This window comes from Patescibacteria group bacterium (genome assembly GCA_041665345.1).
Taxonomy (GTDB): domain Bacteria; phylum Patescibacteriota; class Patescibacteriia; order PEXW01; family PEXW01; genus JBAYJA01.
The window spans coordinates 54,919-69,905 of record JBAYJA010000002.1 but is presented as its reverse complement, the minus strand read 5'-3'; the positions used below and the strand labels follow the sequence as shown (position 1 = coordinate 69,905).

Annotated in this window: 22 protein-coding genes and 1 tRNA gene; 4 read left to right on the top strand and 19 right to left on the bottom strand. The window is 53.7% G+C overall.

Annotated elements, in window-relative coordinates:
* Positions 1-9: 9 nt before the first annotated feature.
* The 3 genes from WCV85_04055 to WCV85_04045 all read right to left on the bottom strand — a co-directional run bounded on the left by WCV85_04055 (position 10) and on the right by WCV85_04045 (position 1,666).
* Complete coding sequence (locus WCV85_04055; protein MFA6474027.1) at positions 10-735, bottom strand: class I SAM-dependent methyltransferase; 726 nt, start codon at positions 733-735, stop codon at positions 10-12.
* A gap of 218 nt (positions 736-953) precedes the next feature.
* A tRNA-Lys gene (locus tag WCV85_04050) sits at positions 954-1,028 on the bottom strand.
* A 110-nt stretch (positions 1,029-1,138) separates the two neighbouring features.
* Complete coding sequence (locus tag WCV85_04045) at positions 1,139-1,666, bottom strand: 3'-5' exonuclease (protein MFA6474026.1); 528 nt, start codon at positions 1,664-1,666, stop codon at positions 1,139-1,141.
* 250 nt (positions 1,667-1,916) lie between these two features.
* Between WCV85_04045 and dnaB the strand changes: the two genes are divergently transcribed.
* Genes dnaB through recR form a run of 3 tightly spaced genes read left to right on the top strand, consistent with a single transcriptional unit; the run spans position 1,917 to position 4,223 of the window.
* Positions 1,917-3,296, top strand: a complete 1,380-nt coding sequence (gene dnaB, locus WCV85_04040) for a replicative DNA helicase (protein MFA6474025.1) — start codon at positions 1,917-1,919, stop codon at positions 3,294-3,296.
* A gap of 21 nt (positions 3,297-3,317) precedes the next feature.
* Positions 3,318-3,614 (top strand): YbaB/EbfC family nucleoid-associated protein, encoded by a 297-nt coding sequence (locus WCV85_04035; protein MFA6474024.1) that lies wholly within the window; start codon positions 3,318-3,320, stop codon positions 3,612-3,614.
* A 3-nt stretch (positions 3,615-3,617) separates the two neighbouring features.
* Positions 3,618-4,223, top strand: a complete 606-nt coding sequence (recR, locus tag WCV85_04030) for a recombination mediator RecR (protein ID MFA6474023.1) — start codon at positions 3,618-3,620, stop codon at positions 4,221-4,223.
* 309 nt (positions 4,224-4,532) lie between these two features.
* On the opposite strand, the gene WCV85_04025 is transcribed toward recR, so the two are convergent.
* The 4 genes from WCV85_04025 to WCV85_04010 all read right to left on the bottom strand — a co-directional run bounded on the left by WCV85_04025 (position 4,533) and on the right by WCV85_04010 (position 6,817).
* The gene (locus tag WCV85_04025) at positions 4,533-5,117 is read right to left on the bottom strand and encodes a hypothetical protein (GenBank protein ID MFA6474022.1); all 585 of its coding nucleotides are present in this window, start codon (positions 5,115-5,117) and stop codon (positions 4,533-4,535) included.
* A gap of 109 nt (positions 5,118-5,226) precedes the next feature.
* Complete coding sequence (rplU, locus tag WCV85_04020; protein ID MFA6474021.1) at positions 5,227-5,544, bottom strand: 50S ribosomal protein L21; 318 nt, start codon at positions 5,542-5,544, stop codon at positions 5,227-5,229.
* A 27-nt stretch (positions 5,545-5,571) separates the two neighbouring features.
* Positions 5,572-6,324, bottom strand: a complete 753-nt coding sequence (locus WCV85_04015; protein ID MFA6474020.1) for an alpha/beta fold hydrolase — start codon at positions 6,322-6,324, stop codon at positions 5,572-5,574.
* A gap of 1 nt (position 6,325) precedes the next feature.
* Positions 6,326-6,817, bottom strand: coding sequence for a DUF192 domain-containing protein (locus WCV85_04010; GenBank protein ID MFA6474019.1), 492 nt, complete (start codon positions 6,815-6,817; stop codon positions 6,326-6,328).
* Between the two features lie 151 nt (positions 6,818-6,968).
* Here WCV85_04010 and WCV85_04005 point away from each other — a divergent pair, with 151 nt between their 5' ends.
* The gene (locus WCV85_04005; protein MFA6474018.1) at positions 6,969-7,442 is read left to right on the top strand and encodes a hypothetical protein; all 474 of its coding nucleotides are present in this window, start codon (positions 6,969-6,971) and stop codon (positions 7,440-7,442) included.
* A 50-nt stretch (positions 7,443-7,492) separates the two neighbouring features.
* Here the strand turns inward: WCV85_04005 and WCV85_04000 are convergent, their stop codons facing one another.
* From WCV85_04000 to rplE, 12 genes are all read right to left on the bottom strand, one after another.
* Positions 7,493-8,581, bottom strand: coding sequence for an MraY family glycosyltransferase (locus WCV85_04000; protein ID MFA6474017.1), 1,089 nt, complete (start codon positions 8,579-8,581; stop codon positions 7,493-7,495).
* Positions 8,578-8,982 (bottom strand): Holliday junction resolvase RuvX, encoded by a 405-nt coding sequence (gene ruvX, locus WCV85_03995; GenBank protein MFA6474016.1) that lies wholly within the window; start codon positions 8,980-8,982, stop codon positions 8,578-8,580. The genes WCV85_04000 and ruvX overlap by 4 nt, the downstream gene beginning before the upstream one ends.
* On the bottom strand, positions 8,979-9,725 hold the full coding sequence (gene map / locus WCV85_03990) for a type I methionyl aminopeptidase (GenBank protein MFA6474015.1): 747 nt from the start codon (positions 9,723-9,725) through the stop codon (positions 8,979-8,981). The genes ruvX and map overlap by 4 nt, the downstream gene beginning before the upstream one ends.
* Positions 9,722-10,402: a nucleoside monophosphate kinase gene (locus WCV85_03985; protein MFA6474014.1), complete on the bottom strand. Its 681-nt coding sequence runs from the start codon at positions 10,400-10,402 to the stop codon at positions 9,722-9,724. Before WCV85_03985 ends, map begins: the two co-directional genes overlap by 4 nt.
* Before the next feature lie 95 nt (positions 10,403-10,497).
* A complete protein-coding gene (gene secY / locus WCV85_03980) occupies positions 10,498-11,784 on the bottom strand; it encodes a preprotein translocase subunit SecY (protein MFA6474013.1) in 1,287 nt (428 codons plus the stop codon).
* Positions 11,785-11,799: 15 nt separating this feature from the next.
* The gene (gene rplO, locus WCV85_03975; protein ID MFA6474012.1) at positions 11,800-12,309 is read right to left on the bottom strand and encodes a 50S ribosomal protein L15; all 510 of its coding nucleotides are present in this window, start codon (positions 12,307-12,309) and stop codon (positions 11,800-11,802) included.
* Between the two features lie 4 nt (positions 12,310-12,313).
* A complete protein-coding gene (gene rpsE / locus WCV85_03970; protein ID MFA6474011.1) occupies positions 12,314-12,832 on the bottom strand; it encodes a 30S ribosomal protein S5 in 519 nt (172 codons plus the stop codon).
* A gap of 10 nt (positions 12,833-12,842) precedes the next feature.
* Entirely contained in the window at positions 12,843-13,211 is a 369-nt protein-coding gene (gene rplR / locus WCV85_03965) for a 50S ribosomal protein L18 (protein MFA6474010.1), read from the bottom strand.
* A 4-nt stretch (positions 13,212-13,215) separates the two neighbouring features.
* A complete protein-coding gene (rplF, locus tag WCV85_03960; GenBank protein ID MFA6474009.1) occupies positions 13,216-13,764 on the bottom strand; it encodes a 50S ribosomal protein L6 in 549 nt (182 codons plus the stop codon).
* Between the two features lie 9 nt (positions 13,765-13,773).
* Positions 13,774-14,157, bottom strand: coding sequence for a 30S ribosomal protein S8 (rpsH, locus tag WCV85_03955; protein ID MFA6474008.1), 384 nt, complete (start codon positions 14,155-14,157; stop codon positions 13,774-13,776).
* A 3-nt stretch (positions 14,158-14,160) separates the two neighbouring features.
* Positions 14,161-14,346, bottom strand: coding sequence for a type Z 30S ribosomal protein S14 (locus WCV85_03950; protein ID MFA6474007.1), 186 nt, complete (start codon positions 14,344-14,346; stop codon positions 14,161-14,163).
* A 9-nt stretch (positions 14,347-14,355) separates the two neighbouring features.
* On the bottom strand, positions 14,356-14,982 hold the full coding sequence (rplE, locus tag WCV85_03945) for a 50S ribosomal protein L5 (GenBank protein MFA6474006.1): 627 nt from the start codon (positions 14,980-14,982) through the stop codon (positions 14,356-14,358).
* Positions 14,983-14,987 lie beyond the last annotated feature (5 nt).

The following is a 14,987-nucleotide window of genomic DNA, read 5'->3' as shown; positions in this document are numbered from 1 at the left end:
AAATGACTACTACTGGCTGTGCATCCTCTTTTTCCATACTGATGGAATCCAAGTAAGCATGTACTCTGGTTTTGCTTTTACCTCATCCAGCGAAGCGTCCTGAACAAAGTATTTCTCAATTGTCTGCCATGGTTTCCCCATCCCACCCCCGATGAGCAGACGCCCATCCTCAGTTAGAGTTTGATGGATTCCTTGCAAAAGTCTTTCCCACTCGTTTTCAGGAATAATAATGAGGTCAACACCCACTAAAAAGATGACATCTGCCGAGTGCGACTGATCTTGAACATACTCAACCATGTCTTGTTGTACAATCTGAAATGGCGTTGATTCACCAGCTGCAGTTTCTGCTGTTTTTTCAAACGCGCTTTTCCCAAAATGCTTCTCCACGCCAATGTATTCTTTAGCATGTGAAAAATTTGCGATCTTGTACCCAGTAGTCTGGACTCCGCATCCAAGATCCAAAACCACCTTGTCTTTCATGAGTCTGGAAAAGTACTCGGCGATTATTTCATCCTTTGCGTAATGATGATCGATTTCATATGCATTCGGATCCTCTTCTTTTGTTAATTCTGGCACTGCTTCACCAGTAACAAGCTCAGCCAAATCCTTCAGGTACGTGGTCTTCAGTGCACCAACTTTTTCATCCATTGGCGCATCAAAAAAACTACTCTCTTTTTTTCCTTCCTCCTCGGGTGCTTTGAATTGTTGGCCACCTTCTCCTTTGCTTTCTAACATACGTTTAGTATACCAAAAAACCTTAATGATAGGGGGTTCCCACAAACACGAAGCGGAATGTAGTGAGCACGGGTTTGTGGGGCAAAGCGAGGCTTCGTTAAATTTTTAATGGGGCCCCCGCAAACACCGAAGGGGTTTACGGGGAAAGCGGGCTGCGCCGAAGCCCGCAATCGGGCACGCGAAGCACGCCCGAGGAGGGCGAATGGCGCTTGCACGCGTGGTGGGCTCGCTGGGACTCGAACCCAGAACCTTGGGCTTAAAAGGCCCCTGCTCTACCATTGAGCTACGAACCCAAATACAGGTTGATTGTGCTGTAATTAGCAGAATAATGCAAGCCTTTCAAAGCTTGCAGGCAATTCCTCCTTACCAACGCGCCAGCTCGCCAACCTTCTAACTCGCTATCTCACTTCCCCTTCGCCCTTTGCACTAGTTTCCAAAACACCTGCCGGGTGGTTTCCACGTCTGCCAACGCCCGGTGCGCGGTTGGCTGCGGCACTTCCAGGTAGGCTGCTACTTTTTGCAAACTGTAGCTGGGAATAATCAGGTACTTCTTCGCCAGGGTAATGGTGTCCAACACTTGGTTCGTCAACGTGGGAATACCCATTCGCTTCAGGTGCGCGTTAATGAAACCCACATCAAATGGAGCATTGTGCGCCACAATGGGCAGGGTTCCCAAAAATGCCACGAAGGCAGGAAATACATCCTCTGGGTTTTTGCCTTCAACTGCAAGGAGTTCGTTACTAATACCATGCACTTTTTCCACGTCTGCTTCCACCCGACGAATGGGTTTCACCAAGCAGCAGAATTCCCCCACCACATCCTGGCCTTGGACTTTCTGCGCGGCAATTTCAATAATCTCATGGCCGTCCTCTGGTTTCAGACCAGTGGTTTCCACGTCGAGGACAACAACAATGGGGTCGGTGATAGACATCGGTAGGTAGAATAGCATGAAGCGAGCTAGATGCAGAAGGATAAAGGTTTTGAGGCTAGTTAGGTAAATAGGCAAAGAGGAGGGGTTTTCTTTAAACTCCCTTTTTCGCTGCTACACCCCCACCCTCCAACCATACAAGCTTCTACACCCAAACCCTCTACCAAGTTCAAAACTGTGCACAACCCGTGCACCCGCTGGGGACAGGTGCGCCTTGCCCCAGTTTTGCCCCGCAGGTATCATATGAAGACCTATGGTAGACACGCATTCTCTGGAAAAACTCCCCCCGCAGAACCTGGAGGCCGAACAGGCGCTTTTGGGCTCTTTACTCATTGATAAAGACGCTATTATTAAGGTCGCGGACATTCTGCAACCCACGGATTTCTACCGGGACTTGAACGGTAAGATCTACGAGGCCATGCAGGAACTGTACACTGCCCAGGAACCCATTGACGTGGTGAGCTTGGCCAACCGCTTAGAAGAGCGAAAGCTCTTAGAAAAACTGGGTGGCATGAGTGCCCTTACCGCCCTGGCCAATGCTGTGCCTACGGCCAGCCACGTGGTGAGCTACGCCAACATTGTGCAGCGAAAATCCACGCTCCGCCGGCTGCTCCACGCCGCTTCGCAAATCACTTCCCTGGCCTATCAGGAAGAAGCAAATGTGGAGGGCGTGCTGGACGAAGCTGAGCAAGAGGTCTTTGGCGTCTCCCAGCGTTACCTAAAGCAGAACTTCATCCCCATTCGCTCTGTCCTGACCGAGGCGTTTGACCGCATTGATGAACTCCACAAAGGCGCAGGCAAACTGCGCGGCATTACCAGCGGCTTCCCAGACATTGATAAACTCCTGGCTGGGTTCCAAAAAAGTGACCTGATCATTGTCGCTGCCCGCCCGAGCATGGGCAAAACGACGCTTGCTATGGACTTTGCCCGGTACGCGGCGGTGAAGGCCCGGGTTCCGGTTGGTATCTTCTCTTTGGAAATGTCCAAGGAGCAGCTGGTGGACAAAATGCTGTGCGCTGAAGCCGGGGTGGACCTCTGGAAAATGCGCACCGGCCGCTTGTCTGACCGGCCCGAGGACAATGACTTCCCCAAGATTGGCCATGCCATGGGTGTGCTGAGCGAAGCCCCGCTGTACATTGATGACTCCGCCACCAGCAACGTCATGATGATGCGTACCAAAGCCCGCCGCTTGCAGGCGGAGCACGGCCTGGGCATGATTGTGGTGGACTACTTGCAGCTCATGGAAGGCCGATCCAATTCGGAAAACCGGGTACAAGAAGTGGCGGAAATTACCCGCGGCCTCAAAGCAATTGCCCGCGAGCTGAGCATTCCAGTCATTGCCCTGTCCCAGCTCTCCCGCGCCGTGGAAAGCCGGGAACGGAAAATCCCTATGCTGGCTGACCTCCGCGAGTCTGGGAGCATTGAGCAAGATGCCGACGTGGTCATGTTCATTTACCGCCCAGCCATGTACGACCGTGAAAATATTGACCCGATGAAGAAGAACGTTGCAGAAATTCACGTGGCCAAGCATCGCAATGGCCCCACCGGCCAGGTTGATCTCATCTTCAACGATAATAAAGTGCGGTTTGAAAGCCGGGCAGATGAAAAATTTACCGGCCCCGCTCCTCTCTAATTCCCTAACCCACGCAAGTTTATGTTTGAAAAGCTGAAGCAGATAAAAGATTACCGCAGCCAAGCCAAGAAGATCCAGAGCTCGCTAAAAACAGAGCTGGTGGAAGGCAGTGGCGGCTGGGGCAAAGTGAAAGTTTCCATGGATGGTAACTTGGAAGTGCAGGATGTGACAATCGAGCCTGATATGCTCCACCCAGAAAAAGCCAGTGACGTGCAAAAGGCCGTGGCCGAAGCCGTGAACGACGCCACCAAGAAGGCGCAGAAGAAAATGGCCAGCCGGGTGAAAGAAATGGGTGGTCTCCCCAACCTCCCGGTCTAGCGCATGCCAACCTACGCTGACGCCATCCAGGAACTCATTGAGCGGCTGAACCGCCTGCCGGGTATTGGCCCCAAGTCAGCAGAACGTCTGGCGTTCCATTTGGTGAAAGCGCCAGTGACCGAGCGGGAGCAGCTCACGCGGGCGATTACCAATGTCCAAACCGGCGTGCACCGTTGCAGCACCTGCGGCCAGTGGAGCGGCGCCGACCCCTGCCGCATTTGCGCGGATGTGAAACGCAACACGGCGTTGCTGTGCGTGGTGGCCGAAACCCAGGACGTGGCCGCCATTGAACGCACGCATGAATTTCGCGGGTTCTACCACGTGCTGGGTGGGGTGGTCAATCCCCTGGCTGGGATTACAGGCGATGATTTGCATGTCGACAAACTGCTGACGCGACTCAAAAACCCAAGTACACAAATAACTGAGGTGATCTTTGGCTTAAACCCAGACTTGGAAGGCGAAACGACGATGCTCTACCTCACCAAGCTGCTCCGACCACTCAACCTGAAGCTTACCCGCCTGGCGCGAGGTCTGCCCATGGGCTCAAACCTGGAGTATGCGGATGAAGTGACGTTGGGGGATGCGATGAAGGGGAGAAGGACGGTTTGAAGAAGCTCGGTAATACGGAGTACGGTTTCGCCACAGAGAGTAGGGTTTAGTTGAAGCGGCGAGTGGGGTTAGAGGGTAGGGGCATGGGTTACTGATAAAACTCCTCCCCTCCTTTCGAAGGAGGGGGTAGGGGGAGGTAATCCTGATGGGGAAAACTAGGGTGTTTAGAACCCAGAGTATAAGAAAGACACACTTGGTCTTCTATTGCTTTATCCTTTCTCAGGATCACTTTGCCCGCGCTTTAAGGAAAATACTTTTAAGAATCAGAAAAAAAGACTTACTTCTCAGGGTAAGTCTTTTTTCAATGTGCTACTGCTTTGCAATGTTTAGTACGCCGTGACGACGGAAATACTCAATTTCGACAGAAGCAATTTGCTGCTCTTCACCCGCGCTTTCCGTGAGCACAGCCACTTGTAGAATTCCTCGCTGCTCAAGCCTGCTCGTTGGTTTCCGCTTCATACATTGCCATCGGACCAAAAACCCGTTCACTTCAATTGCCCCCAAGGGTACCTGACTCAAACTCCCACGGAAAAAAGCTTCGTGATGAAACCCAGCAATCGCGCCGAGCTCAAGGTACCGATACCTTTCCCCGTATGACTCGCCCATGATGCACTGGAATGATGATGACGCAATCGCATCATCGATGAGGGCAATGTGGAGCAGGGAAAAATGCGGCCGCCCACGGGGAAGGATCTGTGCCTGGATAAACTCGGGCGTAAGTTGTGTACTAAACTGCGCAAACTCTCCAGCTTGATGTGTGTAGGCGATTTCTGTAAAAGGCCAAGGTCCACACTGTGGATTGAGATTTGCAAAACGCTGGTTTGTCCGCTGACATGTCGTCGTATCAAATTTTTCAACCGACGTTCGAAATCTCGGAACAACCTCTTGAATCATGACTTTCCTCCATTTTTTTGATTCCTGCAACCTTACCAAGGACCAACACCCAAGTCAAATAAAAAAACGAGGTTTTCACCTCGCATCACCAATCACCCCAAAAAAACCTTTACCCGGTGATTTTGGTAATCTTCACTTTGGTCAGCTGCTGCCGATGGCCAATTTTCCGGTGCTTGCGGGTCTTCGCCTTATAGGTTTCCACGTAGATTTTCTTACCTTGCATCTGGTTCATGAGTTCTGCTTCCACCTTTGCTCCGGCAATAAAAGGCTTACCCACGGTTGGGGTTTTGCCTTTGGCAACCAGAAGCACCTGGTCAAACGTCAGTTTGGCCTTTGCTTCGCCTTCCAGTTTTTCCACCTGAAGGACGTCCCCCTCTTTGACGAGGTATTGCTTACCGCCGGTTGCGATGACTGCGAAGGTATCCATAGGAATGTACACAGAATGCTACCAGGCTTACCTTGTCCCGTCAAGGGCTCTGGCGGCTGCCTGCAGGGGTGGAAAACTGAGGATATGCTCCAAAACCGTTGGGACTTCCGCATCCAGCAGTACTTCGTGGCCAGACTTGTGCAGCCAAATGAGCTCCTTCTGCTTGGCTGGGAGCAGGTCAAAAATATGCTGCGCCCCAGAGGGATGGCCAACCATGTCCCGCTTGGCGTGGATGATCCGGGTGGGCTGGTGTACCCGCTGGATGACCGGGTCAAAATCCTGTGTGCGTTCCCAGTACTGCCGAAAAGTCCCTGTCGGGAACCACTGGTAACCTTTATCCTGCTTGGCCAACTTCAACGAGCTGAACTTCGCGGGGCTGGGATTTGGAAAACGTCTGATGACCCGGCTGAGCATAGGCGTAAACTTCGCCAATTTCAATCGGAAATGGAGTGTTGGTGAGAGCAGCTCCACTCCCACAATCTGCGTTGGAAAAGCAGCAGCTAATTCTAGTCCCAACATGCTGCCCATGGACAGCGCGACCACCACCACTTTTTCAACATCCCCTTGCAAGTACTGTAGCCCTTGCGTCACATCATTCACCCAATCTTGCCAGGTAACATTTCGCAAATCAGCGGGTGAAGTGCCGTGTCCTGCCAGAATGGGGTAGTGCCATGGAATGTGCCGCTTTTCCAATTCCGGAATAACCGCTTCCAAACTGGAGCGGTGCGAGGTAAACCCATGGATGAGGAGGCACCCAACCGGCGCTTTACTGTTTGCCATACTAGCGGAAGAACCACCGATCGTCAGTAATAACCACCATATCTCCTACCTGGAGAACACCTGCCATACCTGCCCGAATTTCCAACACTTGGTCAGCGGCGGTCTTTGGCGTGTACTGGGCTGGAGGTTCTTTCCCATATGGTGCGTTCCGCCAGAGGTCAACAATTTTCCCATCCTGGATCCAGATGATATCTAATGCAAAGCGCATGTCCCGCATCACAAAAGGGTACAACCCTGGTTTTGCAAAGACGAAGAGCATCCCCCGGTCTGCGGGTAAACTTCGACGCCCAGACAAACCCTTGGCCTGAGATTTTTCACTTCGCACAACTTCAGTACCAAACGTCTTCCCGCCAACCAACACGTGGGCAGACTGGCCGGTGAAACGCTGGGTAGCGTACGGGAGGTACTCCGTCACTTCATCCCCGCCAAACGCCCAAAATGTGGCAATGAGGACAAAGAAAACCGCAAGTAGTGTAACCCAGCTTCGTTGCATATATTTGCATGGTACCACCCCTACCCTGCCCCGCATACCATTGACAAAGTGGGTCCAGCTTGGTAGATTGAGATATCAAAAAGTGCTCGCAGCCCCAGGACGGGACTGTTGGGAAACATCGTACCCTCACAAACCAGGAAAGGAACCTGCAGTGGAAAAACCTGAATTTCTTGTAGAGGAACAAGACGCTTGTACCCTGCGAAAAAGGGACAAAGTAATAAAGGATGAGCAGGAGCTTATCCTTCAGGAGTTATCCATCGCGTGTCTGGATCCAAATTTGGATCTTCAAAACATTGCTCGTTTGCTGAAACGACTGTACTCATTAGGAGCGCAGGCGGAAGGTGTTCGAGACTGCATTCTTAATCGAATCAGTTTCGAAGCTGCTCAAGAAGATTCGCAGGAGTCCTTCATCATTAACTTCTGGAAGCCAATTATTAACTGTCGAACAGTCTTTCTCTGGCTTCGGATTACTGAAGAACAAATCGAAATTGAATGTGCCCGGGGTCGAAAAGTGAGAACGCAAGCCGAACGCGCCTGCGCAAGTCAGGGACATCGAGTTCGGGAATACCTGTTCAGAACTTTCTTTCCAAGCAACAACATCGACGCTACTTTCCGCACAACGTAACAAAAACCCACCTTCAATAAAGCCCAGGAATCCTCTTCCTGGGTCTTTTTTTATCTACGCTGTTTCTGCCTGTAAGCAAGAACGACTGCCGTTGCCAGCAGCACCATGACTCCTGCCAGCCCCAAGAGGGCGTACACTTTCTGCGGGCCGCGCGTGACCAGGGTGACCATACCAAACACTGCAGTGATGGTATACAGCATGAGCACTGCCTGTCGGTGGCTCAAACCAGCGTCCAGCAAACGGAAGTGCAGGTGTCCTCTGTCTGCACTGGCTGCAGATCGGTGGCCGAATAAACGTCGGAGAATGACCCAAGCGACGTCCAGCGCGGGAATGCCCAGGATGAGCAAGGCGGTGGCAATTTTTCCCCCGGCGAGAATAGCGAGCGTGCCCAGCATGAAGCCAGTCCAGGTTGACCCACCTTCACCCAAGAAAATTTTTGCTGGGTGCCAGTTCCACACCAAGAACCCGGCTGCGGCTCCGGCCAAAGCCAGCGCGAGCACGGCCAGCTCTGGCTGGTATACCTCTTTGGAAAAACTGAGGATGGCAATGACAATACCACCAATGAGCGTGGTGCCGGCGACCAAACCATCCAACCCATCCAGAATCTTGGTGGTGTACGTGGTGGCCATGACCCAACCAAAGGCAAAGAGGTCAGCGAACAAGGTGAGCATGTACGGCACGCCGGCAATCACCAGCACAGTCCAGGATACGCTTTCTAAATTGATGATTCCGCCAAAAGGATTGGTAATGTACGGGATGCCAATACCAGATGCGATGATGATGAGTACAGCGAGAATTGGGAAGAGTAGCTGCCGGCTGGGGCGAAGGTGCTTCACATCATCCAGCACACCGCCAATCATAAGCACGACACCAGCCACGGTCATACCCAAGAGAAACTTGGGTTGCAAAAAACCTTGCAGAAACCAATCAGTGCCCAACGCAAAGCCCCAACTTACCATGGTAAAACTCAGGAACGGCGCAATGCCACCCAGCAAGGCAATGGGTTGGGTTTGGATCTTCCGGTCTGGCGCGTCGCTGGGCCGGTCAACAATCCCCCAGCGTAACGCGACGCGTCTCACCATCGGGGTCAGACCCAGGCTGAGCAAAAAAGCAGCGCCAAAGGCAAGCACGAAGTTCATGACCGATGCTGGTCAAGGTAGGTTTGGAGAATCGCCACTGCTGCCTGGGTGTCATTTGGCGCATCAGTATGCCGATCACCATCCTGCTGCAAACGCACGGCCGACTGGGTGGTCAAACGCTCATCAACCATCTCCACCGGAACCGAAATCAGATTGGACAAATCTGCCACGACTTCCCGTACCCGGCTGGTCTGTGGCGTGTCTTTTCCGTTCATCCCTAATGGTAACCCCACCACGACGGCCCCAATTTTCTCTGCTCCCACAATCTGGGTAATGACCTGCATGGCATGCGAAAAACCCCGGATGCTTTCGGTCTTCCAGGGAAAGGCCCAAGCACCGTCTTCACTACTCAACGCCAGCCCCAAGTGTCGCTCGCCCCAATCAATACCCAAAATTTTCATATCTGGGTAAGAATCTCGCAGCCGGTTTCGGTAATCACCACTGTATGCTCGGCATGGGCGGCCAAGCTGCCGTCTGCCGTCACAATGGTCCAGCCATCTTTGTGCGTCTTCACTTCATACCCACCCGCGGTAATCATGGGTTCAATGGCAATGACCAAACCTGGCTCCAGGATTGTGCCGCTCCCGACGACGCCGTAGTTGGGCACCTTGGGTTCTTCGTGCACAGCATAGCCAACGCCGTGACCAACCAACGCCCGAACAATACCAAAACCCCGCTTCTCTACATACCGTTGAATAAGCGCACCCAAGTCACCGGTCATTTTCCCTGGCGCGGCAAAAGCAATGGCTTCCTGAAGCGCTTCCTCGGCCACCCGAATTAACTTCTGCGCGTCTTTCTTGACCTTGCCAACCGGAACGGTCATCGCCGCGTCGGTAATCAACCCCTTGTAGGTCACGCCACAATCAATGCCCACGATATCCCCCTCCTGCAAAACTTGCTCGCCCGGAATGCCGTGCACCACTGCATCGTTAATGGAGACGCAGAGCGTGGCAGGGAACCCTTCGTAGCCTTTGAACGCCGGTTTTCCTCCCGCCTGCAGAATAGCTTCTTCCGCAATACTGTCCAAGAATGCTGCCCGTACCCCAGGAACAACTGCCTCACGAACCGTATGCAATGTTCGTGCTAAAATCGCACCGCCCTCGCGGAGGATGGCAATGTCTTGGGCAGATTTCAAGCGAATCATAGGTATGGCACCAGTGCGTGAAGGATGTCGTTGAAAACAGCCTTGATGGGTTGCTCACCATTCACATCCAGCAGACGACCACGTTCCTTGTAGAAAGCTTTCAAATCCAGAATACGCTGCACGTACCCATCGTACCGCTTCCCAGCAATTTCCGGTGTGTCATCTGATCGATGCTGGAGTTCTGCACTACAGATATGACAGTGGTTGCCTTTGTAATCAGCGTCCTGCGGGTGGAAAACCAGTTTGTCATTTGGGCAGTACTTCCGCAGGGTGAGGCGGCGTACAGCTTCCTCCCGAATCACATCAATGGAGATGGCAATGGGCGCCCGCATATCAAACTTCTGTACCATCCGCTCCAGATCAATTGCCTGGGGTAGCGAAAGTGGAAAAGCGTCAAAGACAAAACCGGTTTTGTGGTGCAAACGGGTCAGTTCGTGCTCCACCATTTCCAGTATGACGTGGTCGGGCTGCGGTACCCCAGCGCTGTAGCGTTCCTGCACCTCATTCGCAAAAGTATCCGTCCCACCTGCACGATGCAAAACTGCTCTGATCAAATCACCTGTTCCCAAATGGTATAACGAAAAACGCTCCTCAAGGAGCTGACTCTGCGTGCCTTTCCCCGAGCCTGGTGGGCCAAGGAGCACTAGGTTCATTGGGCGAGCGTGTGAGGTAGACATGTGTCGTGCTTGAATACTATACCGTAGACGAGAGAAACTGCAAAATCAACGCTGGGCGACTGCTCGGCGTCTGTGCAAAGTGTACATGACGTCGCTTACTTGTAGAATGACTCGTAGTCCCGCATCACCAGCTGCGCCTGCACTTGCTTCAGCATTTCCAGTACGACGCTGACGACGATGAGCAAACTAGTACCGCCAATGGCAATTGACTGCATGTTGGAAAATGACTGCAAGATTGTGGGCAAAACCGCAATGAGACCCAAGAAAAGCGCGCCACCCAAGATAATACGATTGCTGACGTAGCTCAGGTAGTGCGCTGTGGGTGTGCCGGGACGAATGCCAGGAATGAACCCGCCTTGCTTCTGGAGGTTTTCAGCAATTTGCTGGGGCTGGAAAACCACGGCGGTGTAGAAGTACGTAAACGCCACGACCAAGATAAAGTACATGAGCCCGTAGTAGGTCTGATTTTGGAAAAAATCCCGAACCCACACCGCCAGGTTTGCAATCCACGGAGTAGCGCTCGTGGTGAAAAACTGCGCAATGAGTGGGGGGAAGAGAATGATAGACACGGCGAAAATAATGGGGATAACGCCGGCCTGGTTCACCCGCAAAGGGAGGTGCGTGTTTACCCCACCCATAGAGCTAGTACCAATTGCCCGCTTGGCGTAGGTCACGGGGATATTCCGCTGCCCTTCGGTGACAAAAACCACACCCGCAATGGTAATGAGTCCAATGACCAAGAAAGAGACAATGGTCAGAATTTGCGTTTGATCAATGACGCTGACCGTCTGCTGCACCGACTGCGGGAGCTGGGCGATGATCCCAGCAAAAATGAGTAGAGAAATGCCGTTCCCAACTTTTTTCTCGGAGATAAGTTCACCAATCCACATGAGCAGCATGGTGCCGCCCAAAATTGCCGCAAGAGCCACAACCATGTCAAACGGGGAGATGGCGCCAAGCACGGAAGCCCCGCCCGCTTGCTGCCGCAGGAACGTGAGGGTGCTAAAACCCTGGAGCAAAGCCATGGGCAGTGTCAGGTAGCGCGTATACTGGTTAATTTTTGCTTGCCCTGACTCACCGTCTTTCTGAATCGCTTCCAGCTTTGGCACAATCATGGTGAGCAGCTGCATGATAATGGAAGCCGTAATGTACGGCCCCACACCCAACATGACAATGGAGAAGTTTTCCAGACCACCACCGGAGAACAAATTCAAAAGCCCAAGCAGTGGGTTGCCGGAGAGGAAGGACTTCAGACCCGCTGCGTCTATGGCCGGAATGGGAATATGTGCCAGAATGCGAAAAATCACGAGCATTCCAAGCACGAACAGAATTTTATTCCGCAGTTCTCGGACGTTCCAGAGCTGACGGAGGCGTTCTAGCATGGTTTGTGTATGGCGCTAGGCCGCAGCTGCGGCTTTGGCGAGACGCTCTGCCTGACGGCGAGGCGTGGGTTGCTTTGGAACCACCATGATATGCACAGTGCCCCCAGCTTTTTCAATGGCAGTTTTGGCCGTCGCAGAAAACGCATGCGCGTGCACATCCAATGCATTCTTCAATGTCCCATCACCCAAGATTTTCACATACTTGGTGCTGGTGATGAGCTTCCGGCGGAGCAGGAGCACTGGGGTCACATGCGTATGTGCAGGAAAGGTTGATTGCAAGAGGGAGAGATTCACCACCGCTGCCGCTGCGTGCATGCTCCGGAAACCGCGGTTCTTGGGCAACTGCATGAGCATTTGCTTCAAACCCCGGCGAGCCAGGTTCTTCCGGCCACCACTTCGGGCGCGTTGGCCTTTGATACCTCGGCCACTGTACGCACCATGACCAGACGCGTTCCCACGTCCAATACGCACACTGCGCTTGCGGCTACCTTTGTTGGGTTTGAGGGTGTGGAGCGTGGTTGCCATAGAGTTAAGCGTTGGCGGTCTTCGTCTTCACGCGCATGCGAGGTTGCAAGCGGCTAAGCGCAATGACCACGGCACGAACATTATTCACCTTGTTCTTGGAACCTAGCATCTTGCTGCTGATGTTGGTGACCCCAGCCAGATCCAGCACGGCACGCGCGGCACCGCCAGCAATAACCCCAGAACCTTGGGGGGCGGGTTTGAGGAGGACGAGGGCTGCACCAAATTTGACCTGAATTGCATGGGGAATGGTACCGCGTTCCAGAACAACAGTGACGAGGCGCTTCTTGGCGGCGGTAGACGCTTTTTCCACGGCACTCTGCACGTCCACACCTTTGGCCACGCCCATGCCTACCCGGCCTTTGCGATCACCAACAACCACACAGGCGCGGAAGCGCATGCGCTTCCCACCCGCGACCACGCGGGTGACGCGCGCGAGGTCAATGGTCTTCTGGTCAAACTCAGACTTCTCACGTTCACGGTGAGGTCGATGGCCGAAGCGTCCTGGTCGTTGGGGTGCGGGCATAGCGAAAGTATTAGAAAGTTAAGCCTCCGGCGCGGGCGCCTTCAGCCAAGGCGCGAACGCGGCCATGGTAGCGGTAACCAGCGCGGTCAAAGACCACGGCAGTAATTTTTTTTGCTTTTGCACCTTCAGCCAGTGCTTGGCCCACGGCGTAGGCTTTGGCCACCTTGCCCGTGCGCTCTGCATCCTTGGGAATTGCTTTCAGTTGTTCATCGGTTACTGCAACCAAAGTTTTTCCAGCCACGTCATCAATGAGCTGCACGCGAATGTGCGCGGCGCTGCGGAAGACGCTCACGCGTGGACGCGTTGCCGTACCGGAGACGCGCGTGCGAATCCGAGTGTGCCGACGAAACCGACGAGATGTGCGTGTGGATACAGGCATACAGTTACTTTGCGGCGGCCTTCATGACCTTACCAGCTTTACGGCGGATGACTTCACCCACGTACTTCAGACCCTTGCCCTTGTACGGTTCCGGCGGCTTCAGACGGCGAATTTGCGCAGCGGTTTCTCCAACCACCTGCTTGTCCACCCCACCCACGATAATAACATTCTTCTCCACCCCCAGGGTAATCCCAGCGGGTGCAGCGAAGAGAATGGGATGAGAGAAGCCCAGGTTCAGTTGAAGGTCTTTGCCTTGCATTGCAGCTTTAAAGCCCACGCCCGTAATTTCCAACCGCTTCTCAAAACCCGTGGTCACCCCGTGCACTGCATTTGCCACCAGCTGGCGGCACAGACCCCAGAGCGCACGATCATTCCGGTTATCAGGGTTTGGCACTTTGACCAGAACCTCCGTTGGCTGCACGTCCAATGTCACCCGGTGGTGCAGGTTGAAGGTCAGGCTCCCTTTGGTACCCGAAACCGCCACTTCTGGTGCGGTGAAACGCACAGTGGTGCCGGCGGGGATGGGAATGGGGAGTTTGCCAATGCGGGACATAGGAAAAAGTTAAGCGACTGTACAGAGGAGCTCGCCGCCCGTGCGTGCTTTCCGAGCTTCCCGATCGGTGAGAATACCTTGGGACGTGGAGAGCACCGCCATACCCAAGCCGTTCTTCACCCGGGGGATTGCACCCACGGAAACGTAGTAGCGACGGCCAGGGGTGGACGAGCGATGCAATTCCTGGATGTGCGGAGCACCGTTGGGCTGGTACTTCAAGGTCACGGTGAACGTTCGGCCATCAGGAGCCGGAATTGCCGCAGCCAGGTACTGCTCGCGCACGAGTACGCTGGCAAGCGCGAAACGAAGTTTCGATTGGGGAATGGTGACGGTTCGGTGCCGGGCTAAGCCAGCGTTCCGAATCCGGGTGAGCATGTCTGCGATAGGGTCCATAGGTTACCAGCTAGCTTTACGGAGTCCAGGAATTTCGCCCTTGTTGGCCAACTCGCGCACGCAGATGCGGCAGAGGTCAAACTTGCGCATGTACCCACGCCGCCGACCACAGCGCCAGCACCGGCGAACCAGCCGGGAGCTGAACTTGGGCGTGCGTTTGGACTTTGCGACTTGTGCGGCTGTAGCCATAGGGTGAGCTTACTTTGAAGGGGATTTCTTCACGACGGGAGCTTGCTTCTTGGCGCCCAGCTTCTCTTCTTCCCGCGTGCGAGCAGAAACTGCGGTGTCGCGGAAAGGGAAACCCAGGAGTTCCAGCAACGTTCGGCCAGCGTCAATGGTTTTTGCCGAGGTAGCCACAATCACTTCCAAACCATGGATTTTTTCCACTTCGTCTGTGTGGATTTCTGGAAAAGCTAAGTGCTCGCGGAAGCCGAGCGTGAAGTTCCCCTGCCGGTCAAATGCTTTGGGTGACACGCCGCGGAAGTCGCGGACGCGCGGCAGAGTAACGTTGATGAGCTTGTCCAAAAATTCGTACATACGGGTACCGCGCAAGGTGACTTTCGCACCAATGACCATCCCTTGTCGCAATTTGAAAGCAGAAATAGATTTCTTGGCTCGGGTGAGCACCGGCTTCTGCCCGGTAATGCGGGTGAAGGTGGAAACTACCGTCTCCTGAATTTTGGGGTCCTTCACCGACGTGCCAAAGCTGGTGTTCAAAACGACTTTGGTCACACGCGGTAATGCATGCACATTCTGCACGCCCAAGCGGGTACGCAAGGCGGGGATGACGGTCGTTCGGTAGAGTTTGAGGAGGCGAGGAGTCATAGAGA